At 67.6% G+C, this 23,027-nt stretch carries 20 protein-coding genes; 4 read left to right on the top strand and 16 right to left on the bottom strand.

Annotated elements, in window-relative coordinates; genetic code table 11:
- Positions 1 to 121 precede the first annotated feature (121 nt).
- Complete coding sequence (locus AB0H49_RS01215) at positions 122 to 499, bottom strand: DUF4254 domain-containing protein (RefSeq protein ID WP_355000113.1); 378 nt, start codon at positions 497 to 499, stop codon at positions 122 to 124.
- A 296-nt stretch (positions 500 to 795) separates the two neighbouring features.
- Between AB0H49_RS01215 and AB0H49_RS01220 the strand changes: the two genes are divergently transcribed.
- On the top strand, positions 796 to 1,605 hold the full coding sequence (locus AB0H49_RS01220; protein ID WP_355000114.1) for a GntR family transcriptional regulator: 810 nt from the start codon (positions 796 to 798) through the stop codon (positions 1,603 to 1,605).
- Positions 1,602 to 2,231: a GNAT family N-acetyltransferase gene (locus tag AB0H49_RS01225; RefSeq protein WP_355000115.1), complete on the top strand. Its 630-nt coding sequence runs from the start codon at positions 1,602 to 1,604 to the stop codon at positions 2,229 to 2,231. The genes AB0H49_RS01220 and AB0H49_RS01225 overlap by 4 nt, the downstream gene beginning before the upstream one ends.
- 34 nt (positions 2,232 to 2,265) lie before the next feature.
- Here the strand turns inward: AB0H49_RS01225 and eccCa are convergent, their stop codons facing one another.
- The 3 genes from eccCa to eccD are packed head-to-tail and all read right to left on the bottom strand — an operon-like array spanning position 2,266 to position 9,286.
- Positions 2,266 to 6,378: a type VII secretion protein EccCa gene (gene eccCa, locus AB0H49_RS01230; RefSeq protein WP_357245842.1), complete on the bottom strand. Its 4,113-nt coding sequence runs from the start codon at positions 6,376 to 6,378 to the stop codon at positions 2,266 to 2,268.
- Between the two features lie 3 nt (positions 6,379 to 6,381).
- Positions 6,382 to 7,806, bottom strand: a complete 1,425-nt coding sequence (gene mycP / locus AB0H49_RS01235; RefSeq protein WP_357245845.1) for a type VII secretion-associated serine protease mycosin — start codon at positions 7,804 to 7,806, stop codon at positions 6,382 to 6,384.
- 1 nt (position 7,807) lies between these two features.
- Entirely contained in the window at positions 7,808 to 9,286 is a 1,479-nt protein-coding gene (gene eccD, locus AB0H49_RS01240) for a type VII secretion integral membrane protein EccD (protein ID WP_357245847.1), read from the bottom strand.
- A gap of 224 nt (positions 9,287 to 9,510) precedes the next feature.
- Between eccD and eccA the strand changes: the two genes are divergently transcribed.
- A complete protein-coding gene (gene eccA, locus AB0H49_RS01245) occupies positions 9,511 to 11,328 on the top strand; it encodes a type VII secretion AAA-ATPase EccA (protein ID WP_355000119.1) in 1,818 nt (605 codons plus the stop codon).
- A 60-nt stretch (positions 11,329 to 11,388) separates the two neighbouring features.
- Here eccA and eccB read toward each other — a convergent pair whose 3' ends face one another.
- Positions 11,389 to 12,834: a type VII secretion protein EccB gene (eccB, locus tag AB0H49_RS01250; RefSeq protein ID WP_355000120.1), complete on the bottom strand. Its 1,446-nt coding sequence runs from the start codon at positions 12,832 to 12,834 to the stop codon at positions 11,389 to 11,391.
- Between the two features lie 179 nt (positions 12,835 to 13,013).
- Between eccB and eccE the strand changes: the two genes are divergently transcribed.
- Entirely contained in the window at positions 13,014 to 14,789 is a 1,776-nt protein-coding gene (gene eccE / locus AB0H49_RS01255; protein ID WP_357245851.1) for a type VII secretion protein EccE, read from the top strand.
- 65 nt (positions 14,790 to 14,854) lie between these two features.
- Here the strand turns inward: eccE and AB0H49_RS01260 are convergent, their stop codons facing one another.
- From AB0H49_RS01260 to AB0H49_RS01310, 11 genes are all read right to left on the bottom strand, one after another.
- Positions 14,855 to 15,157 (bottom strand): hypothetical protein, encoded by a 303-nt coding sequence (locus AB0H49_RS01260; protein WP_357245854.1) that lies wholly within the window; start codon positions 15,155 to 15,157, stop codon positions 14,855 to 14,857.
- Positions 15,158 to 15,185: 28 nt separating this feature from the next.
- Positions 15,186 to 15,485, bottom strand: a complete 300-nt coding sequence (locus tag AB0H49_RS01265; protein ID WP_357245857.1) for a WXG100 family type VII secretion target — start codon at positions 15,483 to 15,485, stop codon at positions 15,186 to 15,188.
- Positions 15,486 to 15,574: 89 nt separating this feature from the next.
- Positions 15,575 to 16,354 carry an ESX secretion-associated protein EspG gene (locus AB0H49_RS01270; protein ID WP_357245859.1) on the bottom strand — a complete coding sequence of 260 codons (780 nt, stop codon included), beginning with the start codon at positions 16,352 to 16,354 and terminating at the stop codon, positions 15,575 to 15,577.
- 5 nt (positions 16,355 to 16,359) lie between these two features.
- Positions 16,360 to 17,334, bottom strand: coding sequence for a PPE domain-containing protein (locus AB0H49_RS01275; RefSeq protein WP_357245862.1), 975 nt, complete (start codon positions 17,332 to 17,334; stop codon positions 16,360 to 16,362).
- A gap of 16 nt (positions 17,335 to 17,350) precedes the next feature.
- Complete coding sequence (locus tag AB0H49_RS01280) at positions 17,351 to 17,647, bottom strand: PE domain-containing protein (RefSeq protein WP_067785091.1); 297 nt, start codon at positions 17,645 to 17,647, stop codon at positions 17,351 to 17,353.
- Positions 17,648 to 17,659: 12 nt separating this feature from the next.
- Positions 17,660 to 19,021 (bottom strand): hypothetical protein, encoded by a 1,362-nt coding sequence (locus AB0H49_RS01285; protein ID WP_357245865.1) that lies wholly within the window; start codon positions 19,019 to 19,021, stop codon positions 17,660 to 17,662.
- Positions 19,021 to 19,362: a type VII secretion target gene (locus AB0H49_RS01290; RefSeq protein WP_355000127.1), complete on the bottom strand. Its 342-nt coding sequence runs from the start codon at positions 19,360 to 19,362 to the stop codon at positions 19,021 to 19,023. Before AB0H49_RS01290 ends, AB0H49_RS01285 begins: the two co-directional genes overlap by 1 nt.
- Positions 19,363 to 19,486: 124 nt before the next feature.
- Positions 19,487 to 19,798 (bottom strand): YbaB/EbfC family nucleoid-associated protein, encoded by a 312-nt coding sequence (locus tag AB0H49_RS01295; protein WP_357245868.1) that lies wholly within the window; start codon positions 19,796 to 19,798, stop codon positions 19,487 to 19,489.
- Positions 19,798 to 20,112 (bottom strand): hypothetical protein, encoded by a 315-nt coding sequence (locus AB0H49_RS01300; protein ID WP_355000129.1) that lies wholly within the window; start codon positions 20,110 to 20,112, stop codon positions 19,798 to 19,800. Before AB0H49_RS01300 ends, AB0H49_RS01295 begins: the two co-directional genes overlap by 1 nt.
- Before the next feature lie 52 nt (positions 20,113 to 20,164).
- Complete coding sequence (locus AB0H49_RS01305; RefSeq protein ID WP_355000130.1) at positions 20,165 to 20,953, bottom strand: ESX secretion-associated protein EspG; 789 nt, start codon at positions 20,951 to 20,953, stop codon at positions 20,165 to 20,167.
- Entirely contained in the window at positions 20,950 to 22,914 is a 1,965-nt protein-coding gene (locus AB0H49_RS01310; RefSeq protein WP_357245871.1) for a hypothetical protein, read from the bottom strand. The genes AB0H49_RS01305 and AB0H49_RS01310 overlap by 4 nt, the downstream gene beginning before the upstream one ends.
- Positions 22,915 to 23,027 lie beyond the last annotated feature (113 nt).

The raw sequence follows: 23,027 nt of genomic DNA on the forward strand, positions 1-23,027 counted from the left end.
GCGCCGGGTTCGATCGAGAACGCCTTCGACGAAGAACACAGCGCGACAGCCGTTGCGCACCAAGAAGGTTCGCCGGTCGGGTGCCGAGGAGGGGGTACGACACCCGACCGAACGAACCACCTCACCACTCGGGCAGCCGCCTCCGACCCGCGAGCACGTCGCGGATCAGGTCGTCGTAGGCGTCCGCCAATTCGGCGAGATGGTGCCAGGCGCAGTGCAATAGCTCGTCGTGCGCGTCGAGAGTCATCAGCGCGTGGTGCGCACGCACCGAGGACTCCGCGAGCCGATCGATCACCGCGCCTACGGTCTCCGTGTGCAAGGTGGCGCCGAGCCGATGCTGGGGGACGCTGCGCGTCACCCAGTCATCGATGGCCAGCACCAATTCGCCTCGGCGCCGTTCGTTTTCGAGAATATGCGTCGGATCGGTGCTGACCGAGCCGCCGCGGCCGACCAGCCGCCGCTCGTGCAGCACCGCCAAATCACGGGCGAACCAGAGCAAGGGGCCACCTACGACCCGATGCCCTCGACACGCCCGAACAAGTAGATCCGAAGTGGGCAGTAGCCCGGTAGTCACGGACTGCACTGCCGTATCGACACACCGGGGTGTGTCGGGAAGAGCCATCACAACCGTTGATGAATCCGAACCTGCCACGTTGCCTCGCCGTTCATCGCCGCACAACACCGGATCAGGACGTTCATTACAATAAACCTCTGAAGGCACCTGTCAAGCGTTACCCGCCCGTAGGAGGTAACGAAGAGTACACTTCGTTACCTGCACGACCACCGAGGAGCAAGATGGCGGACGGTCCGACGTATCACCGGATCGCAGACCTCCTCCGCGAGGAGATCCGCTCAGGCAAATGGAATCCGGGCGATCGACTTCCGAGTCACACCGAGCTCGCCGAGCAGATGCAGGTCTCGATCACCACGGCCCGCAACGCCGTACAGGTTCTTGTCGCCGAAAATCTCGTCTATACAGCTACTTCCCGCGGAACGATCGTCCGAAACCAGGAAGTGCTCGAGTCGGTGATGACCGACCATATCCGTCCCGACCGCCCCAAGACGCCGCACGACATCTTCGAAGAGATCGCCCGCCGCGCGGATCGGGTGCCCACCAAGGAGTTCAGCGCGCGGATGGAGCCCGCGACGGCGCAGGTCGCGCAGTGGCTCGGCGTGCCGGAGGACTCTTGGGTGCTCGCCCGCACCGTCGTGCAGTACCTGGACAACGAACCGTGGTCCTGGGAGGTCAGCTTCTATCCCCGAGACCTGGCCGAAGCCACCGGAATCGACTCGCCGCACGACATCCCCGAGGGCACCACCCGCAGGATGGCCGACCGCGGCCACCCCGAGACCGCCCACCGCGACACGCTCGTGGCGCGGCCGGCCAGTGCGGAGGAGGCGATCGTGCTCGGCGTCGCGACCGGAACGATCCTGCTGGATCATCTGCGCATCGGCGCGGATCGCACCCGGGTCACCCGGGCGACGAGGCAACGCTCCATCGCCACGCGCAACCGCTTGGCCTACGAACTCGGCGACGCCGAGGGAACCGCCGTCATCCGGCAAACTTTGGGCGATTCGTATAGGCCAGGTATCTCTTTGCTATGACTACCGTTTTCCGCCAGGCCGACATCGGTGATCTCGGCATGATCTGCCGCCTGCGCGTCCAGCGCACCGCCTGGCTCACTGCCCGCGGTTCCGACCAGTGGACGATCGCCGGTCGCGGACTGCCCATCGAGATTTTCGCCCGCGGGGTCGGCCGCTCGCTGGACGCGGGCGAGACCTGGATCGCCGAGGTGGATGGCGAACCGGCAGCAACCATTACCGTCAACGATCGCGCCGACCCCGGCCTGTGGTCGCAGTGGGAGCTCGCCGACGCGGTCGTCGTGCACTTCATGATCGTCGACCTGCGTTTCGCCGGGCAACGTCTCGGCCATCGCATGCTCGCGCACGCCGGGCAGCTGGCCAGGGAACGCGACCGCGACTGGGTTCGCCTCGATGCCTGGACGACCAACGCCGACCTGCACGACTACTACCGCAGAGCGGGCTTCCACATGGCGCGCATCGCGGGACCGATCGCCCGCGGCCCCTCTCGCGCGCTGTTCGAACGCCGCACCGACAGCTGGGATTTCGAGCAGAAGCTCGCCATCCCCGCCGCGGGCCTGCCGTCGGCGACACCCCTACTGGACCCGCCGACGGACACCATCCTCGCTCCCCCGGCGCTGCCGAACTGAGCAGGCAGCGCCGGAGCGAAGGCGGAGGTACGCCTTACAGCGGCGGCAGGTACGCCACCTGGATCATCTCGTTGCCGCCGCGAGTAACCAGCGTGCCACGGCCGGGCGGCAGCTTGGTGGCGCGGATGTCGCCGATGATCTTGCCCTCGTCCTTGGGCGCGCTCATCAGCAGCGCGTCCACACCCATTTCCTTGAGCGAGCCGAGCACCTTGTCGAACATGGCCCGGCTGGCGCCGCCGGCGCGGCGGCTGAGCACCACGTGCAGACCGATATCGCGCGCCTGCGGCAGGAACTCGATCAGCGGCTCCAGCGGGTTGCGCCCACCGGAGACCACCATCTCGTAATCGTCGACCACGACATAGATCTCGGGCCCGGTCCACCAGCTGCGTTCACGCAGCTGCTGTGGCGTGATGTCGTTGCCCGGGATCCGCTTCTGGAGATAGTTCGCGACTTCCTTGATCATCCCGAAGGACGTCTGCGCGGAGGTCGAGTATCCGGCCAGCTGCGCCCCTTCCAGCACTCCGAGCATGGTGCGCCGGTAGTCGATCAGGATGACGCGGGCTTCCTCGGAGGTGGAGTTCTCTGTGATGCCCGCGACGATATTGCGCAGCAGCGTGGTCTTACCGCACTCCACATCGCAGAAGCTGTAGAAGTGCGGCTGCACCGCGAAATCCATGACGATCGGTTGCAGGTCGGTCTCGCCGATGCCGATGACGGCCAGCGTCTTGCTCTGCTGGATGCCCCGCCGCGCCGCCTCCGCGAGCACGGCCTCGCGCGAGAGCTCCATCGGCAGCATCCGGACCTCGGGCGCGTTCCGGCCTGCGTAGAGCTCGCTGAGCTGCTGCTTGGCGATGCCGATTCCCTCGGACAGAGTGTGCGGATCGGAGTCGGAGTCCAAGCGCGGCAACGCGATCAGCAGATGCAGCTTTTGCGCGGTGAGACCACGGCCCGGACGCCCGGTGGGCACCAGCACCGCGGTTCGCCGGTCCATCTCGGAGTCGGACGGGTCGCCGAGGCGGAGCTCGATGCGGGTACCGATGAGGTCCTTGATCTGCGAGCGGATCTCCGGCCACCGGGTGGTGGAGACGATCAGGTGGACACCATAGGAAAGACCCTGTGCGGCGATGGCATTGAGCTGCGGTTCCAGCATGTCGTAATCGGCGCGGATGGTTGGCCAGCCGTCGATGACGAGAAAGACGTCACCGTGCGGATCCTGAGCGAGCGGGTCGGCTTGCCGCTCGGCAGGCGACTTCTCCGCCAGCAGCGCTTTCCGCCTGCGGAATTCGACGATGGAGTCGATGCCCAGCTCACGGAACAGCTCCTCGCGGTGGCGCAGGATGCCCGTCACTTCCGCGATGGTGCGGCGGATCCGATCGACTTCCATGCGACCCGCGACGGAACCGACATGCGGTATCCCCACCAAACCGGAGAGTGTGCCGCCACCGAAGTCGAGACAGTAGAACTGCACCTGCTCGGGTGTGTGGGTGGCGGCCGCGGCCATGATGATGGTGCGCAGGGTGGTCGACTTACCCGACTGCGGACCACCGACGACCGCGACATTGCCCTGCGCCGCGGACAGATCCACGATCAGCACGTCGCGGCGCTGCTCGTAGGGCTTGTCGATGACACCCAGTGGCAACCACAGCTGACCGTGCCGGTTGACCGGCGAGCGCCAGTCCGGGTCGGGCAGCAACATGTCGACCGACGGCGACTCGTCCAGTGGCGGCAGCCACACCTCGTGCGCCGGGCGGCCGTGGCCGCGGAGGCGATCGACGACGGTGGTCAGCAGCGTCGCGGGAACGGCCTCGGCGACCGGCACCGAGTCCTGCTCCTCGTCGCCATCCACGAGTTGCCCTGGCGGCGGCGGCAATTCGGGCAGGCCCAGCCGTCCGGGGGGCGGCGGCAGCTCGGGCCTTCCCCCCGGCACGGCCTCCCGTTCGGACTCGACTTTCTCCGGCAGCGCCACCGGCGCCGCGGTGAACACCGCGGGCGACTGACCGCCGACGGTCTTGCCGTCCACCTTCCGGGTGACGCGCGGCGAAACATACGGCCCGGACACATAACTGGCGTTGAAGCGCAGTGGATCGTCGGCGTCGCTCTTGAGGTAGCCGGAGCCAGGCACGCTGGGCAGGTGGTAGGCGTCGGTGATGCCGAGCACCGCCCGGGACTCGTTGGCGGAGAATGTACGCAGACCGATCCGGTAGGACAGATGCGAGTCCAGACCGCGTAGCTTGTTCTCCTCCAAGCGCTGCGAAGCCAGCAGCAGATGCACTCGCAGCGAGCGGCCCAGGCGGCCGATCATCACGAACAGGTCCGCGAAATCCGGTTTCTGCGAGAGCAGTTCGGAGAACTCGTCGACCACGACGAACAGCGCGGGCAGCGGATCCAGGTTGGCGCCCGCGGCGCGAGCCTTCTCGTATTCGGTGACGTTGGCGAAGTTGCCTGCCGCGCGCAGCAGCTCCTGGCGCCGGGTCATCTCGCCGGAGAGGGCGTCCTTCATGCGGTCGACGAGGGCGAGTTCCTCCTCGAGGTTGGTGATGACCGCGGAGACGTGCGGCAGCGAGTCGAGGCCGAGGAAGGTCGCGCCACCCTTGAAGTCGACAAGGACCAGGTTCAGCAGATCGGGCGAATGCGTGGTCACCATGGACAACACCAGCGTGCGCAGGAACTCCGACTTACCCGAACCCGTTGCGCCGATACACAATCCGTGCGGCCCCATGCCGTTCTCGGCGGACTCCTTGATGTCGATCTCGACCGGCGTACCGTCGGGCGTGACGCCGATCGGCACCCGCAGCCGTTCCCGGTCGCTGCGCGGGCGCCACACCACCGCGGGATCGATCTGGGCGGCGTCGGGAATCTTCAGCAGCGCCATCAGGCCGGGATCGGCCCGGATCTCGTCACCCAGGCTCACCATCTGGGCGGCGGTCGCGATGCGATAACGCGCCAGATCCCGGGCCAGCGCGTTCGCCTCGGCGCGGGTCACCTGATCGGCGGTGGCGAATTTCTCCACGCCCGCAGCGGATTTCGCGGCCACCATGCCGTCGTCGGTGACGACGAGTTGCAGGCCGCGGCGCACCGCGAGACCGCTCTGCGGTGCGGTCAGGTCGAGCACGGTCACCGAGTCCAGGCCCGCGTCGCTGACGACGCGTTCGGAACCGCTGACGTAGCCGTCGTCGATGATCACCAGCAGATGGATCCGGCCCGCTGTCGGCTGCGCGTTACGCATGAAGCGACCGCGCTCGACCAGCTCGGCGGACATGGATGTCTCCAACTCGGCCAGCGAGCGGTACATCATCCGGACCGAGCCCATGCCGTCCCGCTCCACCGGATGTTGCAGATGCGGGAGCCATTTCGCCCAGGACCAAGCCGGGCCGTCGGGATCGGCACAGATGATGGCGAGCGCAGTGTGGTCGGGGCCGTGGAAGGTGGTGAACTCCATCAGCATCGAGCGCACCAGCGTGAGCACGGCTTCACGGTCGCCTTCGACATTGATTGCGGGGAACGCGCGCAGCGAGATGGCGGTGGGCAGGCCGTGCACCACCGAGTGGGTGCGCACGAACCGGCGCAAGGCGACGGTGGACACCGGTTCCAGGTCTTCCAGCGGACCGGTCTCGGGCCGGGCCAGCTTGGTGGCCAGGCGGTGGCTGCCCACGCCGACCCGCACGTGCCCGAAATCCGGGTCGTTGGGCCTGCGTTCCCACATCCGGCGGCTGCCGACCACCGATTGCAGGTCGCTCGGTTCGGGATGACTCCACCGCAGCGCCGCCAGCTGCTGGTTACCGGTCTTGCGCACATCCTTGCGGACCTGATCGAGGTAGCGGAAGTAGTCCTTGCGCTCCTCGTTGAGCTCGGCGGCCTTCTTCGGCCCGCCGCCGCCCCGCATGCCCGCCATCATGCCGAACATCGACATCAGCATCATGATCGGGAACATCATCATGAACGGGTTGGCCAGCAGGTTGCGGCCCATCATGACCATCATCGCGATCATGCCGACCACGGCGACCACCATGACCACCGGCATCAGCTTCATCAGCAGATTGCCGACGACGGGACGATCCAGTTCCGGCGGCGCGGACAACGCGACCTCACCGCCCGGCGGACGCGGCGGCGCGATCCGCGGGCGGCGCACGAAACCTTCGGTTGCCATGTCCTACAACCCCTCTCGGGTTTGTTGCTCCGCACCCGGATCCACACTCACCTGCTTACCCCGCCGGAACGGGATCGAGGCGGCGTAGCCGAGCCCGAGCAGGGCGAGCAGCGTGATCGAGCCGATCGTGGCGACCAGGCGCGGGGCCGGGTCGACGTACGGCGGCGGAGACGGCCCGGCGATCTTGCGCGGTATATCGGAGCCCACAGTGACCGGCTTCTGCGGCAGTTGCGCGGTGAGTGCGGCCAGCGGATCGATCAGGCCGTGCCCGACCTTGTCGTTGCGTCCGTTGTCCGGCGCCTGCGCGGTCAGCTTGATCCGATCGATCACCTCGGCGGCGCTCATTTCCGGGAAGCGCGACCGGACCAGCGCGGCGAGTCCGGAGACGTAGGCGCTGGAGAAGCTGGTGCCGTCGATGGTGGAGTAGCCCTCATTGGTCTGGGTGGCGTTGACCAGCCCGGCGCCACCGGGCTTGCTGTCCAGGGAGACGATTTCGCGCCCCGGCGCGGCGACGCCGACCCACGGACCGTGCAGCGAGAACGGCGAGACCGCGCCCTCGGGATCCACCGAGGCGACCGACAGCACATAGGGCGTGAACCAGGCCGGAGTGACCACGGTGCCCGCCGCCGACCAGCCCGAGCGGTCGTTCTGCTTCTCACAGGCAGTGCCCTGCATGATGTTTCCCGCTGCGGCGACGACGACCACATTGCGGTCGTAGGCGTATTTCACAGCGGCGCCCAAGGCGCCGTCGGCGGCACTGGCGCTCGCGGCCATGCACGCCACCTCCGAGATGTTGATCACCGTGGCGCCCATGTCGACCGCGCGGACGATACCGGCGGCCAGGGTGTTGACCGTGCCGTAGCCTTCGCGCGTGATGACGCCCGGCTCCTCCCGGCGATTGCGGTCCTTGGCCTCGTAGGCCGAGCTGAGCTGGCGGATGGCCAGGATCTCGGCTTCCGGTGCGACACCGGCGAATCCGTCCTCCAGGCTGGGCTGAGCGGCGATGATCCCGGCCACGAAGGTGCCGTGCCCGTCGCAGTCGACGGTGCCGTCGGTGGTGGAGACGAAGTCGCCGCCGGCCTGGAGCGCGGGCAGGCGCCAGTGCCGGTTCACGCCGGTATCGATGACGGCGACCTTCTGACCCGCGCCGCGACTGAACTGCCACGCCTCGGCCAAACCGAGGATCCGCTGCGCCAGTGGCGGATCGCGGGGCGCCTCGCCCTGGAGGATGGGTTCGGCGCAAACCTTGGCCTGTTCGGTCTCGTCCGGCGGTCTGGCGCTGGCGGCAAGGCCGAGCACGGCGCCGAGTGCGCCGTCGTCGATCGTCGGCGGCGCGATCGCCACTGCGGGCGTAGGTGTTCCGGTGGCGAGCGCGAGCACCGCCGCCACCGTCACCGCCCGCAGCAGCCGCCGTAGGAGCGGTGCCATGTCAGATGTTCCGGGCGGCCGAGTAGATCTCCATGATCCACAGCACCAGCGGAATGATGGTGCAGATCAAGAGGTATTCGAAAATCTCACCGGTGCGGCGCATGGGTGGCGACATCTCGGTGTGCGGCCCGATCACACCGAAGGCCACCGCGGCCGCGGCCACGACGAGCAGCATGCCGCCGATCGGCAGCAGCCAGTCCTCCTCGCCGAGCGCGGCGCCGACGCCCAGCGCGATCAACGCGATAGCGCCACCGGCGATCAATGTGCACGCCTGCACCAGGTCGGCGAAGGCGCGCCCGCGCAAGCACAGGATGATCGAGACCACCACGCCGAGGGTGATGCCCTGCCAGCGGGCCGCGCCGAGCGGATCCGCGGCCAGCACCACGCCGATCGCGGCGGCGACGGTGCAGCCGATGATCATGCCGGACTGGTATTCGTTGGCCGCGCGGGCTCGATGCTCGAGACCGGCGGCCGAGGGTAGGGCGGTGGCGCCGATGGCGCCGATGTCCTTGACGGTGGGACGGGGTTCGTGGTCGGCGGGGTCGATGGCAGCGCCCGCGGTCGGCACCGGCGGCACCGGCAGCCGTGCGGCGGCCACGGCAAGGCGCGGCACCAGGGTGATCACGACGAGCGCACCGACCAGCACGCCCGCGGCGATCTTGGACAGCGCGGGATCCCAGACCATCCGCACCATCGCGGCCACGCCGCCGAACAGGGCGAGGGTGATGACCGTGGTGAACATGGTCGCCCCGACCCGGGTCAGGCTGTAGAGGACGGCGGCGGCGGTCAGCGTCGCGACACAGGCGAACATCGCATGCGGACTGCCGAAGGCGTTGGGCACGAACAGCGCGGTGCCCGCGAAGATCAGCAGCAGCGCGTACAGCGACAGCATGATCACCGGCAAGGTCGCTTCGGCCTGATACCGGCGGGCGACCAGCACGGCCGCGCCACCGGCGATCAGTCCGGCGCCGAGGCCGATGAAACCCACTGCGGCACCGGCACCGTCGAGCTTGGCCACCGCGAGCAGGTAGCTCCCGGCCAGCACCGCGAGCAGGCCCATGGACAGACCGAGCCAACGCGCCGACAGCGGCGACCAGTGCCGGAACGAGGTCGCGGTCAGCTTGGCGACGGCGTCGATCACGTCGTCGAACAGCGCCGGCGGCTCCTTGGCGGTCACCGAACGCAAAACGAGCAACTCACCATCGAAAACCTCGGCCTCGGTGAGCGATTGGTTCGCCGGGATGGGGTCGCGGCCGATCCTGGCCAGCGTCCAATGCTGCGTTTGCAGCGGTGCCCCGTCCTCGTGCTCGGTGAGATCGGGATTGCGCGATTCGATCAGCTCCACCACATCGGTGATAAACGCCGCGATCGGAACTGTGGCAGGCAAACCCAAGTCCAACTGCGTATTGCCGCCGATCACCGAGACGCGGCACAACTCCGGACCTACGGCAGCCACAGCGCTGCTAGACGGATCGGTCACAGCTCGGATGACTCCCTACCTAGAACACACGTCAACGCCATGCAACCTACTCAACTTAACGGAGAAGTCCCTACCTCGCAGTGCCCTTCCGACCCCGCCGACTCCGTCGGCTTTCCATCCCCCGGCGCTCTCTCCACCCCCGCAGACTCCGTCGGCTTTCCACCCTCCGGTGGCTATGCTTAGCGAGGAACAGCATCTCCGTTCGTTTTTAGGGGCAAACCCATATGACCGGCAACCGCCAGGCACAACGCGCGTTCGACGCTGGTGTCTTGTCCTTGGGCATTGTGATCGACGGACAGGAATCTGCCCGCGATCTGGAATACGCTCAGCTGGCCTTCCAGCGCGCCACCGAATGGGATCCCGGTATGTGCGACGCTTGGCTCGGACGCGCGGCCGCCGGCGAGCACACCCGTGAGGTGATCTTCAACCTCTTCAAGACCAGCACCTCGACGCTCTTCCGGGAGCAGCGCAGGCTCGGCCTGCAACCGCGGGTGCTGGCGGGCCGCTTCACCGTCGGTCAGTACATCGACTACCCGCTGGCCAGCTATACCGAGATCTGGCTCGCGCAGGCCGCGCAACTGATCACCGAGGGCGACTACGACGAAGCCGAGAAGGTCCTCGACGAACTGGCCAAACACCGAGCCGCACAGGTCTCCTCGTCGGACCGCGAGATCGACGACCGGATCTGCGCCTACGTCCGTGGCGTGCTGCACTTCACCACGCAGCGCTGGCCCGATGTGATGACCGTGCTGGCCGGTTCGGCGGACTGGGAGGATCCCTACCTGGCCGCGGGCGCCCACGTCATGGTCGGCACCGCCTGTGCCCAGCTGGGTTTGTTCGGCGAGGCGATCCGCCGTATGGAAGCCGCTGAGCAGGGCCCGATTCCGGCCGCGGCGACCACCGCCCGCTTCTGCCGCGGACTCGCCCTGCGCGAGACCGGCGAGGAGGAGAAGGCGCAGGCGCTGTTCGAGAAGGTGTTCTCCGAGGCACCGAGTTTCGAGGCCAACACCATGGCCATGCGCGACCGCAAGTACCGGATCACGGTGACCACCAAGGAGGTCATCGACGCGCGCACCAACAAGTGGGATCCGGCCTCGGCGCCGACGCTGGAACAGATGGGCCAGGAGGAGCGCGACGACAAGGCCAAGCTGATCCTGGAGAAGGCGCGCGCCGAACTCGATGAGCAGATCGGTCTCGCCGGCGTGAAAATGCAGGTTGCGAAGTTGCAGGCAACCGCTCAGCTAGCGCGGATCCGCGCCGAAAAAGGAATGGCGAGCGGATCCCGTGGCCAGCATTTGGCATTCACCGGACCGCCGGGTACCGGTAAGACCACCGTTGCCCGCGTGGTGGCAAAAATTTACTGTGGCTTAGGAATTCTCAAGACCGACAAGTTGATCGAAGCCAAACGTTCCGATTTCGTCGGGCAGCATTTGGGCAGTACCGCGATCAAGACGAACAAGTTGATCGATAGCGCGATGGACGGTGTGCTGTTCATCGACGAGGCCTACACACTGATTCAAACCGGCCTGTCCGGCGGTGACGCGTTCGGTCGCGAAGCCGTCGACACGCTGCTCGCGCGAATGGAGAACGACCGCGATCGACTGGTGGTGATCATCGCCGGATACGACGGCGAGATCGACCGATTCCTGGCCTCCAACGACGGTCTGGCGTCCCGCTTCGCCAAGCGGGTGAAGTTCGATTCCTACTCGCCGGAGGAGCTCGGCGACATCGGGCGTTTCATTGCGCGGAAACGGGATTCGGAACTGGCCGACGAGGCACAGGCGCTGCTGGTCGCCGCCTGCGGTGAGCTCTACCGCAAGGAGGCCACGGATCAGAGCGGTGAGCTCCGGCGCGGCATCGACATGGCCGGTAACGGCCGGTTCATCCGCAATGTGATCGAGGCGGCCGAGGAGGAGCGCGAGTTCCGGCTGGCCAACGACATCAACCTGGATCTGAGCGCCGTGGACGAATCGGTGCTGATGCGGATCGAAGCGGACGATATGCGGAACGCACTGGACAACGTGCTTTCCACGCTGCGCTGATATCCGGAACCAGCAGTACGGCCGCGAGTCCGCGGAGCCGTACTGCTGTGCGGGGGCAGGTCAGTTGGTGGTCGGCAGGATGTCGTAGCTGACGAGCGCTTCCTCACGCGAGAGCGTCGGCCCGGGTACCAGCTGGCCGATGATCGGCCACGGTGCGGGCCGCGGCTTGTCGGCAAGGCCGAGCAGGGTGGCCGTCTCCTGATCCGGGATGCCGTAGCGAATCCCGTTGTCGGAGATGTAGAACAGGCTGCCCATGCGGACACTGTCCGGCGACATGCCGGTCGTCTGGAGGTACTCCCCCGAGTTCGGCGGGATGTAGGCATGGTCGATGCGGTCGCCGGTGCCGTCCCCGGTGGCCAGATCCACGACCTTGGCCGACTTCGGCAGCGGCAGTTCACGTCCGGCGAGCAGCGTGATCGTGGCAGCCGGATCGGAGGCCTTCTTGGTCCACTGCATACAGCTGACCTTGTTCTCCTCGGGAGTGAGGATGGTCGGGACCGCCCCTGGGAACTTGTCCACCGGCAGTGGGCTCACCAAAGGGACTCCCACCACCCGGTCCGGCGGCACCGAGATGATCTCGTTCATCTCCTGGGAGTTCGCGTTGCGGATGACCTCGGCGGAGAACGGCGTCAGCCGCTGCACGCCATCGGCGAGCACCACGTACAGCTCCTCGGAGTCGACCCGCTGCACTCGGATCACGCCGCCGATCGGCACGCCCTGCAAGCGACCGGGGCCGGGTTCGCCGAGCCGATCGATCTTCGGCGGGACGATCGCGGGGACTTGAGTGGCGGAATTGAGCATGCCCGCGCTGACCGGACGCGGGTTGTACGCCTGCATGCCCAGCGAGCGCGAGATCACCGAATCGTTCGGATCCACCTCGGCGCGTTTGCCGTCGAACATCAGAAAGGTCTTGCCGCCGCGGGTCACCAGCAGCGCCTCGTTGTCGCGCAGCGGGCGGGCGGTGTTCGGCTCGCTCGAGTCGAGCGCGCCTGCGATGACCGTGGACTTGGCGCCTGCGGAGCGGGCGGCGCTGCCTGCCGCGGACAGTTCCACCGCATCGCACAGGCTCCAGACGGAGTCCGGCGAGGCAGCCCCGGGCAGGGTGGCCGGAACGCCGGGAATGCCCACCATCGGTCCGCGCGGCAGCGTCAGCTTGGATTCCTTGACGGAAGTGGGCTTTTCGTCGCTGGCAGCGATCAGGCGGGCGGAAGCCAGGTTCAGCGCCGGATGCAGCGTGCCGTCGATGATCACGTAGAGCGCGCCGGTCTCCTTGCCCATCACGATGGTCGCATCGCCGATCGAGCCCACCGGGCGCAGGAACGCCAGGATCGCCGCACCGGCGACCACCAGGATGCCGAGCACCGCGCCGACGACCAGCGAGCGGAACTGTGAGCGCATCGGATCGTGCAGCATCCGGATATCGCGCCGAATCAGCGCGTGCTCGTACCTTTTCAGCAGAAACCGGTATCCGTTGACTTGCGCCTTGGTAGTCAACTGTGCGGGCACGAAACGCCTCCGAACTGACGCGGGTACAGCGGACCGAGCATTTCACCCGGCACGCTTACAGTACCTACCCGCCCCGTCGGCTACGCAAGCTCCGCCGACTGCCATCCCCCAGTACCTACCCACCCTGCTGCCTGCCTTCCCGGTAGCGAAGCCGAACAATTTCGGTCCATTATGTCCGCATGGGTTCCACCACAGCCGACGGCGAAAATCGCGACACCGCGCAGCAGAGTTCACCTGCCCCGTCGGCCGAGCCTGCCCCCACTCCCCTGCACTCACCGTACTTCTGGTTGTTTCGAATTCTGCCGTTACGCTGGGTGATTCCGGTGGCGCTCGTCGCTGTCGCGGCCTCGCTGGTCGCGGTGATCTTCGATGCCTCGGTGTGGATCGCGGCCGGAGTATGTGCCGGCGTGCTCCTGCTGGGGCTGACACCACGGCCGCGCCGCAAGTCGTTGGCAGCTTGGCTGGACGAGGAAATCACCTTCCGTTGGCGCGTGTTCCGCAATCGTTCGGCAACCGCGGATCAAGCGCCGTTCGACGTACCGCTACCCGAGGGCGGCGCCTACGGAATGCGCTGGGACGGCACGCGTTTGCTCGTCATGCTGCGCGTGGAGGCGCATCCGCGCACGGTGACGCTGCTGAGCCCGCAGTCGCTGATCTCCGACGACATGATGCCGCTGCCCGAGCTCGCGCACTGCCTCAACCAGTTCGACATCGAGCTGGCCTCCATCGATGTGATCAGCACCGGCGCCCGCACCTCCGGGCCCGGCCGGGTCTCGCACCTCTACGAGCAGATCCTGGGCCCGCTGCCCGCGGTGGCGCACCGCACGGTGTGGGTGGTGCTGCGGCTGGACCCGCTGGGCAATGCCCCCGCGGTGGCGCGGCGCGGCGGCGGGGCCACCGGCACGCTGCGCACGGCCATCGTGGCGACCCAGCGGGTGGCGAATCGACTTGCCGCCCACGGCATCTCCACGGTGGTGCTGTCGGCCGCCGAGATCACGGCGGCGGTCAACCAGCTCACCAGGCACACGCCGCTGGAGGAGTTCACCGAGACCGCGCACAGCGTGGAACGCGACGGCATCCACTACACCACCTACCGGATGGCGCCGGAGGCGCTGGGGCCGCGCGGATTCGCGGCGGTGTGGTCCACGCCGACGCTGGCGACCACCGTCACCATGCGTCTTCAGCGCGCACCGGCACGGTCACCGCGCGACCAGGCCGCCGCGCCCGGCGCCGCGGGTATCGAAGTGACCGCGGTAGTGCGCTTCGATACCCGGGACAAGCCCGCCGTGGTCAAGGCCGAGGGCCTGGTCCCCCTGCCGGGCAAGCAGTTCCGCGCGCTGCTGTACACGCTGCCGATCGCCCGGCGCGGCCGTCGGTTCAGCCCGGAAACCTATCTGGGCAAGCCGGATTCACTGCTCGCACTGCCGATGCCGATCGCGGGCTGCGGTCAGCTGATCGGCGCCGACACCTCCGGACAGGCCGTTGCCCTGCCCTTGGTCGGGCATCAGGTGCGGCGCGTGGAGGTGATCGGATCGCTGCTGGTCGCCCAGCAGATGATCCTGCGCGCCATCGCGCTCGGCGCCTCCGTCGTGGTGCACACCAACCGGCACGACGCGTGGCGGCAGATGGCAGCCGACGTGGGTGTGCCCCAGTCCCTGACCGTCGCGGCCTGGTCCGCGGCCGGGCAGCAAGCCAGCGCGCACCGGTTCGCCACTGTTGTCGTCTACGACGGCATTCCGCCGACGGGACACCACTCCGACGCCACCACCGTGCTGCTGCGCAACGCCCCGGCAACCATGGAGGACCACTTCGACCCCGACGTCACCCTCGCCGAGGACCCGGAGACCGCCAACCTCGTCACCGTGCGCACGGCAGGTGTGACCACCCGCGTGCACATGGTGGCGACGCCGGACGAAATGCAATACCTGCACACAGCTTTGGCCCTCGCCAGATAGCCGAGCACCGGAAAGCCCCGGCCACCCGCGCGAGGGTGACCGGGGCTTTTCGTCCCGAACCCGGATCAGAAGGAGTTGTAGACCTTCTTGTCAGCGGCGAACGCGTTGTTGAACGCGCCGTCGATGGCGTCACGCAGCTTCTGGATCTTGAGGTGGGTGTCGCTGAGGCCCTGACCGTCCTTGCTGCCGACGCCGAGCAGTTCGTCGGCCTTGGCCTTGAACGACTCCAGCGCCTCGTTCTCCTCCCACGCGACGTTGATCAGCTTGTCGCGGGCGGCGACGAAGGCGTCCTTGTAGCCGTCGAGATCCTTGTAGTACTGGTCCATTTCGCTGATCAGCTGATCGTGGACCGCCTTGGTGTACTTCATGGCGGGTACTCCTTTCCCGGAAAGTGCGTCAGATCAGGTTGGTCAGGGCGTCGACGTTGGTCGGGTCGACGTCCGCGAGGGTGGTGTTGCCCTCTTGGATCGTCTGGTTCAGCGCGTCGATCTTGCCGTTGATCTCGGTGGCCTCTTCCTGCCAGGCCTTGGATGCGTTCTGGCCGGCCACCGCGGCTTCACCCTCCCAGCCCGAGCGGGCCGCGTCGAATGTTTCCTGCACTGCCTGGATGGTCTTACGGATGCCTTCGACAGCCTGGAAGTACTCGTCGACTACCTGGGCTGCCTGTTCCGCGGTATAGCTGGTCTGTCCGGACATTGTTCACCTCTTCATGTCGGTGGGTATTTCGTGTTCCGCTGCGCAGGCGCCGCGGTAATTCGGTCGGTTCGTGAGTTCCGATGCGTCGACTAGGGCATCCACCTTCCTCCGGGCAAGGTTTCGATCAGTGCCGAGATCGCCTGTGCGATCCGGTGATCGGTTCCCGGGGCGAAGGTCGACCAGACCCGTAGGTCCGGCGCAGCGCCGGGGCTGGCGGCGATCCGACCACGCGAGGTGTCGTAAACCGCTACCGCTCCGGACGTTCTGGTGGTGACGCCGTCGTCGTATGCGTAGGCGACGATCTCGGCGTGCGCGTGGCAGCTGGACATGGCCAATCCGAACTCGATGGCATCGCGTTCGGCCACGCCGTGGGCGTAGAAGATATCGGAGTAATCGCTGGATCTGGTTGCCTCGTCCAGTCTTTCGCGCAGTTCGTCGACCGGGGCGCTGATGCTCGGGATATCGGCGGCCGGGGCGCGGCCCAGCGCTTCGAGCACCGGCCGGGCCAGCGCTTGCCCGCCGCCGTCGCACCAGATGGGGCCCACGTCGAAGGTGTCGCCGGTACGCGTTGCCAGCGCGTGCTGAACTCCCTTGCGCGCCACACAGACCTGGCGGGTGCCCGACTCGGTGTAGATCCGGGCCGCGAGTTCACGCTCCGGGTTGGCCAAGACGAACAGCGCGTCGGTCAGGTCGGCGGCGACATCGTCGTAGGTGTCGACCAACCCGGCCGCGCGCAGGTCGGCGATCGCTTGGTCGCGCGCGGCCTGCCAGGCATCGACCGAATCCTGCTGCGGTCCGACCCCCAGCACCAGCGGCAGCGTCTGCACGCCGAGCAGGTCGGACACCGCAAGGAGCCCATCGTTGGTCATCGTCGTCATGCCGCCCCCGGTGCCGTGGCCTTCGGTACGGGTTCGGCGGCGGCGCCGAGCACCGCTGGGGCAGCGGCGAATCCGCCTTCGACCTCGAACGGCTTGTCCGGCTGCGCGGAGGCGGCGCCGGCCCGCGGAGCACGGTCGTCGTCCTGCATGGCCGCGGCGGGCGCCATCGCGGCCGGGGCGCCCATGCGGCTCGCCGACGACGAATCTCCCGCCACCGGGGCCGTCTCCACGGGCAGCGGGGTCGGCTCGGCGGTCACGGCGGCCACGGCCTGCGTGGTGAACGCCGTCTTCGCCCGCGGCGGCGGTGTGGCCCTGGCGAACGCCGCGGCGAACGAAGCAGGCAAGGCGGTCGCGGGCATGGCCGTGGGCCGTACCTCGGACGCGGCCCGCTCGGCTTCCAGCGCGGCGCTATTGGCGATGACCGGTGGCGCGGTCTGCGTCCACGGCGTCTCCAGCGGCTTGGTCGCCTCCTCGTAGACGCGCATGACCCGGGCCGCGTTGACCTTGGCCAGATCCTGTTCGGCGTCGATATCGGCGGCCGCGCCCACCAGGGGCGCACCCAGGCCGGCGCCGATCGCCTCCACCGACTTCTTCGCCTCTTCCAGGGCGGCGATCTCGGCGACGTGCGGCATGGCCAGCCGCGCCACCTCGTAGGCCACCGCTTGCGAGCCGGTCTTTGTGGCGTTCTGAGCCGCGGAACCGGCCGCCTCCAGCAGCCACTCCCGCAGTTTGGTGATCCGGTCCAGGATCTCCGGACTCGTCTCCGAACGCCACGATTCGCCGATGGCCTTGACGATCTGGTCGTATTCGAGCACGGCGGCACCGAAACTCACGCCCAGGCGAGTCCAGGCCTGGGCCGCTTCGGCCATCGGCACCGCGCCGCGGCCGGTGGTCAGATCCTGGGCGAGTTTCTCCGTGGGCCTGGCTTCCCAGACCACGCCGGTGAAACCAGGGATCGGCGGTTCGACCATAGTCCCCCGCCTCGCGTCAGGCCGACGCCCCGAGACCAGCGGCGTTCTCGGTATCCATCACCACTAGCGACTGCGACTGCGAGCGCAGCGCGGCGGCCAGTTTGCGTAGTTCGAGAACGCCGGCGGTCGCGGCTTCGTCGTAGGAGGCGGCCACACCGCGCAGGGTCTGCGCGGCGCGCTGTGAAACTTCGTCCAGCCCAGCGGCTTCCACGGCCAAGGCGGGCGTGTTGGCCTTCAGATCGGCTTCCAGCCGGTCCGCGAGGGCGTCGAGTGCGGTGGCGGACTTGATTGCCCCGGCGCGATCGAATTCCATGACGTCCTCCTATCAGAGGGTGAGTGCCTGGTCCGGCGGTTCGTTGAGTCCGTCGGCGTTGGCCGCGCCGACCACCGGCAGCGAGACGCCTTCGATATCACCCACCACCTCGTTGCCGTGCGAGGCGGACACCAGTTCGTTGCGCAAGCTCGCGGCGTCCTCCGCACCGCGGCCCATGCCCGCGGCCGCCATCGGCGACATCGGCATCATGCCGCCCGGCGAGCTGGTCGCCGTGGTGCTGCTGCCGCGGGCGGCCGAGCTGGCGCCCGCCTGCATCGCCGAGGCCGGGCTGCCGACGCCGTTCGCGCCTGCCGCGCCCAGGTTGCCGACCGCGCGGCCGTCGACCCAGGGGCCGAGCTGGCGCGCCGCGGCGGCTACCGCACCGCCGCCACCACCGAAACCGCCGAGACCACCGAGACCACCGCCCGCACCGGACATGGCGCCCTTGTCCAACTCCGCCTGCTCGGCCTTGTCCTTTTCCAGCGCCGGGTTGGTGGCGGGGTTCAATGTCTTGTGCAGCGAGACAGCCGAATCCATGCCGGACTTCACCGCGGTGGTCAGCGTGGGGATCATCTGCATCAGCATGCTCAGCATCTGCATCTGGTCCATGCCCTTGGGGGCATTGGTGACCGGCACCTTCTGACCCGTGGCCGTCATCTCCGCGCTGTGCACGGTCATTTCGGCGCGCGTCTTCGCCACCGTCGCCGTCGCCTCGGCCATCGTCTCGATGGTGGAGGCGACCAGGAAGGCCTGGCCACCCGGGGTCGCGAGGAACGCCGCGGAGGCCGCGAGCTGTGCCATGTACTTGGCGATGATGGCCGCCATCATCGCGGCGCCGATGCCGACCGAGGTCGCGGCGGAGGCGACGCCTGCCGACTCCTGCGCGGCCTGGGTGGCGATCTTACCGCCGTCCTTCTGCGCCTCTTTGCCTTTTTCCTCGGCGGCGGCCGCGGCCTGACTCTGCCACAGCTGCATCGCCATCGTGAGCGCCGTGCTGCCCAGCTGCACCACCGTCGAGACGACGCTGGAGACCTGAGACAGCACCTCGGTGGGATCGACGACGGGCGCGGCCGCGGCATTCGCGGCGGGCTGCGCGGCCGGATCACCATCGGCCGCGGGCGCGGCTGCCGGTGCGGGAGCGGGGAATTGGCCGGTGCCGAAGGTGGCGGCCAGATCGGTAAGCGGCTTGGCCAGCAGGGACAGGTCGATCACCGGCAGCGGCGGCAGGCCCGGAATCGGTGGCAGCGGCGGGATTTCGGGCAGCTGCGGCAGGCCCATGTCCTTCAGGACATCGTTCACCGGCCGGTCCAACATCGGACCCACCGCGCTCTGGCGCAGCATGTCCAATACCGACTGATCGACCAGCTCCGACATCAGGCTCTACCGACCGCGTCGATGTCGGAGCCCGAAAGCCCGTCCGTCACTTGGTATTCGGCGGCCGCCTGCTGACAGGTCAGCGCCGTCATGCCGTGCACGTAGGCCAGCTCGGCGACCGAGGTGAGGTGATTGGCCTGCGCCACCGCGAAGGAGGCGAGGAAATCCTGGCCGATCAAACCGAACACCGGAATGGCCGCGGCCATGGTGGCCGCCTGGTTCACCGAACCGGCGCTCGCCACGCTGGCGGCCATCGCCGCGGCCGTGTCCGCGTAGGCCCGAATCGCGTCAGGTTCGGCGGCCACATGGGGCCAGGGATTGATGTCAAAACCGTGAGGCATCGGAAACACCCTCTGCGCGAATATGATTGGAACGTCCAGGCCAAATGTACCGGATGACAGTATGAGTCGCGCAGTAAATATTCGTATGGAACGTCTTAAGGGAGAGTAAATTTTTGGTGCCGCACTAGACCTGAGCTGCGGATTCCTCATTGAACTCGGTGATGAGCTCACCCATCCTCGCCATGGCTTCGGCCGCCGCGCGATGGGCGGTGGAAACCACCGCCTGCTCGAATTCACCGGGTGACATTCGCGACACCGCACTGGTGAATCGCAAGTCCCGCAAGGCTCCACTGCCGTCGACCTCGACGGTGACCGCACCGTCATCCGACGACTCCCGCGCGCGCACCTTCGCCATCTCGTCGCCGAGATCGCGCAACCGATTCAGCGCCCGCTGCGCCCGCGCCTCGATCTCGTCCATCACCGGATTGGTACTCATCAGGCTTCCCTCAACCAGCTCTGCGGCTCTTCGTCGTACTCTTCTTCCTCGACCCACTCCTGCGCGGCTACGTCCTCCGGCTTCGGCAGCCCGGTCAGCGCGAGCTGCTGATTGGTCAACCCCGCCGCCTGCAACTCCTCGCGCCGCGCCAGCCCGGCCCGGTTCGCCGCCTGCCTGCACAACCGCATGATCTGATTCGCCAGCTCGGCCGGATCCCGGCGCAGCTCATCCGCTTCCACCGAAATACCCAGCGGCAAGCCCTGTTCGGTGGTCCGCACCGAAATCGTGCCACTGATGTTCGCCGCCGTGGACATCGCATCAACCCCTCGTCGCTCGGGTGGTCAGTGTAAGTCGAAGGTCCGGCGCCTACAGCCGCTCGTCCTTGATGGCTCCAATGACCGCGGCGATCCGAGTGTTGATCATCGCGGTGAGACGTGCGGCGTCGGCGCCGACGGCGCGCGGCGGGAGATCGTCCGTGATCGCGTAGCGGCCGTCGTCGACGAGGTCGCGCCACTGGATTTCGTGGCGAGTGATGCCGCGCGGGCCGAAGCGGGAGCGCCCCTGGACGATGGCGATGGTTCCGGCCGTGGTCGCGGGCGCCTCGATGAACTGCTGGTACCGGTAGCCGATGGAATCGTCGAAGGAGTCCTCCACCAACGACGCACCGTAATGATGTTCCACCTCTTGGTTTTTGTCGGCGGGCAGCACGATGCCGGTGAGCTTGCCGGCTTCCAGCGGCGGTATCTCGTCGACGACCGCCTTCGCCAAATCGACGGCGTCGCATTCGGATACGACGAAACCAGCGCTGTGCCAGATCGTTTCACCTGGCAACTGTTTGACCACGTAGCCGACCTCGCCTTTGCGACCGGCGACCAGGCGCACGCACCCCTTCGGATCTTCGAAATTCTGCGCGCCCCAGCCGTCGACGACGATACGAATGTCGGGGAACGCCAGGGTGTCCAGCACCTCGGTCATCGCCCGGCTGTCGAGCCGCGTGGCCAGTTCTTCCTCGGTCCGTTTGCACTCCCGAACGAAATCGTCGTGGCCCGCGGTCCGGCTCGTGAAGACCAACGGAGAAGGCAGGTCGTCTTCTTTGTCGACCCGTCTCCAGAGGACGAAGAATTCGAGATCGGTGAATTTCCAGACGCGGCTCACCGCTCGACCACCGGTTTGACCACCCTCGGGGCGTCGCCCAACGCCTCGTCCAGATGCTCGGCCGATTCGAGGTAGCTCGGCCGCTTGTGGTTCTGGCCGCCCTCGTTACCGCCGGGGCGACCCGCCGCGCCCGCGGCGCCGGGTGAACCCGGCATACCCATCGGCGACGCGCCCGCGCGCGCCGCGGCGGCGAGCCCCGACGCGGCGCCCGTGGCCATGTTCGCGCGCGGGAAGAGTTTCGACGCCTCACCCAACGCCCTTGCGACGCTGGGGGATCCGAGTCCGCCGCCTGCTCCGCCGCCCGGGCCTGCGCCGAGGGCCTTCGCCGCGGCAGCGCGCGCGGCCTCCAGCGACGACGGCAGACCGCCCAAGCCGGACTGCAAACCGGCGGCGGCCTGCTGAGCGGCCTGCTGGGCGGCCGACATGGCTTGCTGCGCGGCCTCCTGCCCGGCGGACATCGCCTTCTGCAACGCATCCTGCCCGGCCGACGCCGCCTGCGTCATCGCTTGTTGTTGCTGCTGCCTGCGTGCGGCGGCCTCCCGCTCACGCTGGTTCGCGAGCTGCTCGGTAGCCGCCTTCCTGGCGAGTTCCCGTTGCTCCTGCTGGAACTTCTCGTTCGCCTTGCGCTGGCTTTCGGCGGCTTGGTCCGCACGACGCTGTGCCTCCAGCTGCCGACGCGCCAACTCCCGCTGGAGCGCGTCGTTGTTCTTACCGGGACCGGGACCGGGCACCTGCCGACCGGGGCCGGGTCCGGGGCCGGGATTGGCCAGCGGGCCCGGACCGGGCGTGCTCTGGTTGCCAGGGCCGGGCCCGGGTCCCGCGGCCGCTGTGGTGACCAGTTCTTGGGCCGGCGCCGGAATGGGCGGAATTCCGGTACTGGCGGTCTGCACGCCCGGAACGTAGAAGTTGTTGAATCCCTTTCGCGCCAGCGGCAACTCCACATCACGAGCGTGGATATAGCCCACGCTGGAAGTTCCATCGATGCTGCCGCCCCAGCTCTGGGCCTCCCACGGCATATGGAGTTTCACCGTCCACAACCAGCCCGAAGTCCATTCGAGATTGTTTCCGATGGAGGTCACCACGTCCCGCAGCGCGATGACGTTCTGCTCGTAGGTCTTGACCGCGTTCTCCGATGCTTTCGGCCCGTCGCCTTCCCACGCCCCGGAGGTGCGCAGCGTCTGAAGCCGAGTCGCGAGATCGGTGAACGCGGTGTGCAGGCGATCACCGATCCAGTTCCACACCGCCGCCGCGTCCAGAATCTCCTGGTTGTGCGCGCCGATCGCGGCGCCCAGGTTGCGATAGGTGTTGTACTCGATCGCGTAAGCGTTCTCGACGGGCGCGGACTCGGACCAGGGTGCGCCCTTCTTCGCGTCGTCTTGCGGCTTCTGGATGAGGGAGACCGGAATCGACTCGCCCCCTTTGGCGCCCTGAAGGTCCGGCGTCGGGAGCCTGCCGCCCTCCGGGGCGGCCTCGGGGTGCTCGACGTTGTCGGGGTTGCTGTGGTTCACGGTCAGATTGCGGGCCCAGCCGGGAAGTCTTCCTTCGTTCGCCAGCGGCACACCAGGGAAGTCCCACGCGGTGTTCTCCCAGTTGCCGAACCGATCGTTGCGCAGTCTTTCGAACCGAGCGGCGGCGTCGACGTCGGTGTTCTCGTAGACCTTGCCCGCGATCGTGAACAACTCGCCCATGCCGCGCAAGATCTTCTCGTCTTCCGCGAGACGATCGTCGAGGTCGCGCGCCGCCGCGTAGAAGCGCTGCGCCAGACCATCTCCCGAGGGGAGGTTTCCGAATCCCTTGAAATTGAGGATGCGGTCATCGATGGCCGTCTTCGCGATCCGCATCATCGTCAAAGTGTCGGCGACGAATTCGGCCGCCTGCTTCGCCGCCGACTCACCGATGTCGATCGTCCCCGCGGCAGCTTGCTGCTGATAGACCTCCCACGGGTTTTTGCCACCAGCCAACGGTCTCTGCTCCCACCTCTTCGCCGACCGAGTCGGGAAGATCAATCACTCATCGACGCTGTACGACATGACCATGGTGACACGCACGGCCGCCTTCGGCCATTCTCTCCCCG

Source organism: Nocardia sp. NPDC050713, assembly GCF_040654315.1.
GTDB lineage: Bacteria > Actinomycetota > Actinomycetes > Mycobacteriales > Mycobacteriaceae > Nocardia.

Excerpts from the sequence above, each read along its gene's own strand:
- eccE (WP_357245851.1), top strand. The coding sequence starts at position 13,014 with ATGGGTTCCACCACAGCCGACGGCGAAAATCGCGACACCGCGCAGCAG.
- AB0H49_RS01225 (WP_355000115.1), top strand. The coding sequence starts at position 1,602 with ATGACTACCGTTTTCCGCCAGGCCGACATCGGTGATCTCGGCATGATC.
- AB0H49_RS01220 (WP_355000114.1), top strand. The coding sequence starts at position 796 with ATGGCGGACGGTCCGACGTATCACCGGATCGCAGACCTCCTCCGCGAG.
- mycP (WP_357245845.1), bottom strand. The coding sequence starts at position 7,806 with ATGGCACCGCTCCTACGGCGGCTGCTGCGGGCGGTGACGGTGGCGGCG.
- eccA (WP_355000119.1), top strand. The coding sequence starts at position 9,511 with ATGACCGGCAACCGCCAGGCACAACGCGCGTTCGACGCTGGTGTCTTG.
- AB0H49_RS01285 (WP_357245865.1), bottom strand. The coding sequence starts at position 19,021 with ATGTCGGAGCTGGTCGATCAGTCGGTATTGGACATGCTGCGCCAGAGC.
- AB0H49_RS01290 (WP_355000127.1), bottom strand. The coding sequence starts at position 19,362 with ATGCCTCACGGTTTTGACATCAATCCCTGGCCCCATGTGGCCGCCGAA.
- AB0H49_RS01270 (WP_357245859.1), bottom strand. The coding sequence starts at position 16,354 with ATGACCAACGATGGGCTCCTTGCGGTGTCCGACCTGCTCGGCGTGCAG.
- AB0H49_RS01295 (WP_357245868.1), bottom strand. The coding sequence starts at position 19,798 with ATGAGTACCAATCCGGTGATGGACGAGATCGAGGCGCGGGCGCAGCGG.
- eccCa (WP_357245842.1), bottom strand. The coding sequence starts at position 6,378 with ATGGCAACCGAAGGTTTCGTGCGCCGCCCGCGGATCGCGCCGCCGCGT.
- AB0H49_RS01260 (WP_357245854.1), bottom strand. The coding sequence starts at position 15,157 with ATGAAGTACACCAAGGCGGTCCACGATCAGCTGATCAGCGAAATGGAC.
- AB0H49_RS01280 (WP_067785091.1), bottom strand. The coding sequence starts at position 17,647 with ATGGAATTCGATCGCGCCGGGGCAATCAAGTCCGCCACCGCACTCGAC.
- AB0H49_RS01265 (WP_357245857.1), bottom strand. The coding sequence starts at position 15,485 with ATGTCCGGACAGACCAGCTATACCGCGGAACAGGCAGCCCAGGTAGTC.
- AB0H49_RS01275 (WP_357245862.1), bottom strand. The coding sequence starts at position 17,334 with ATGGTCGAACCGCCGATCCCTGGTTTCACCGGCGTGGTCTGGGAAGCC.
- AB0H49_RS01300 (WP_355000129.1), bottom strand. The coding sequence starts at position 20,112 with ATGTCCACGGCGGCGAACATCAGTGGCACGATTTCGGTGCGGACCACC.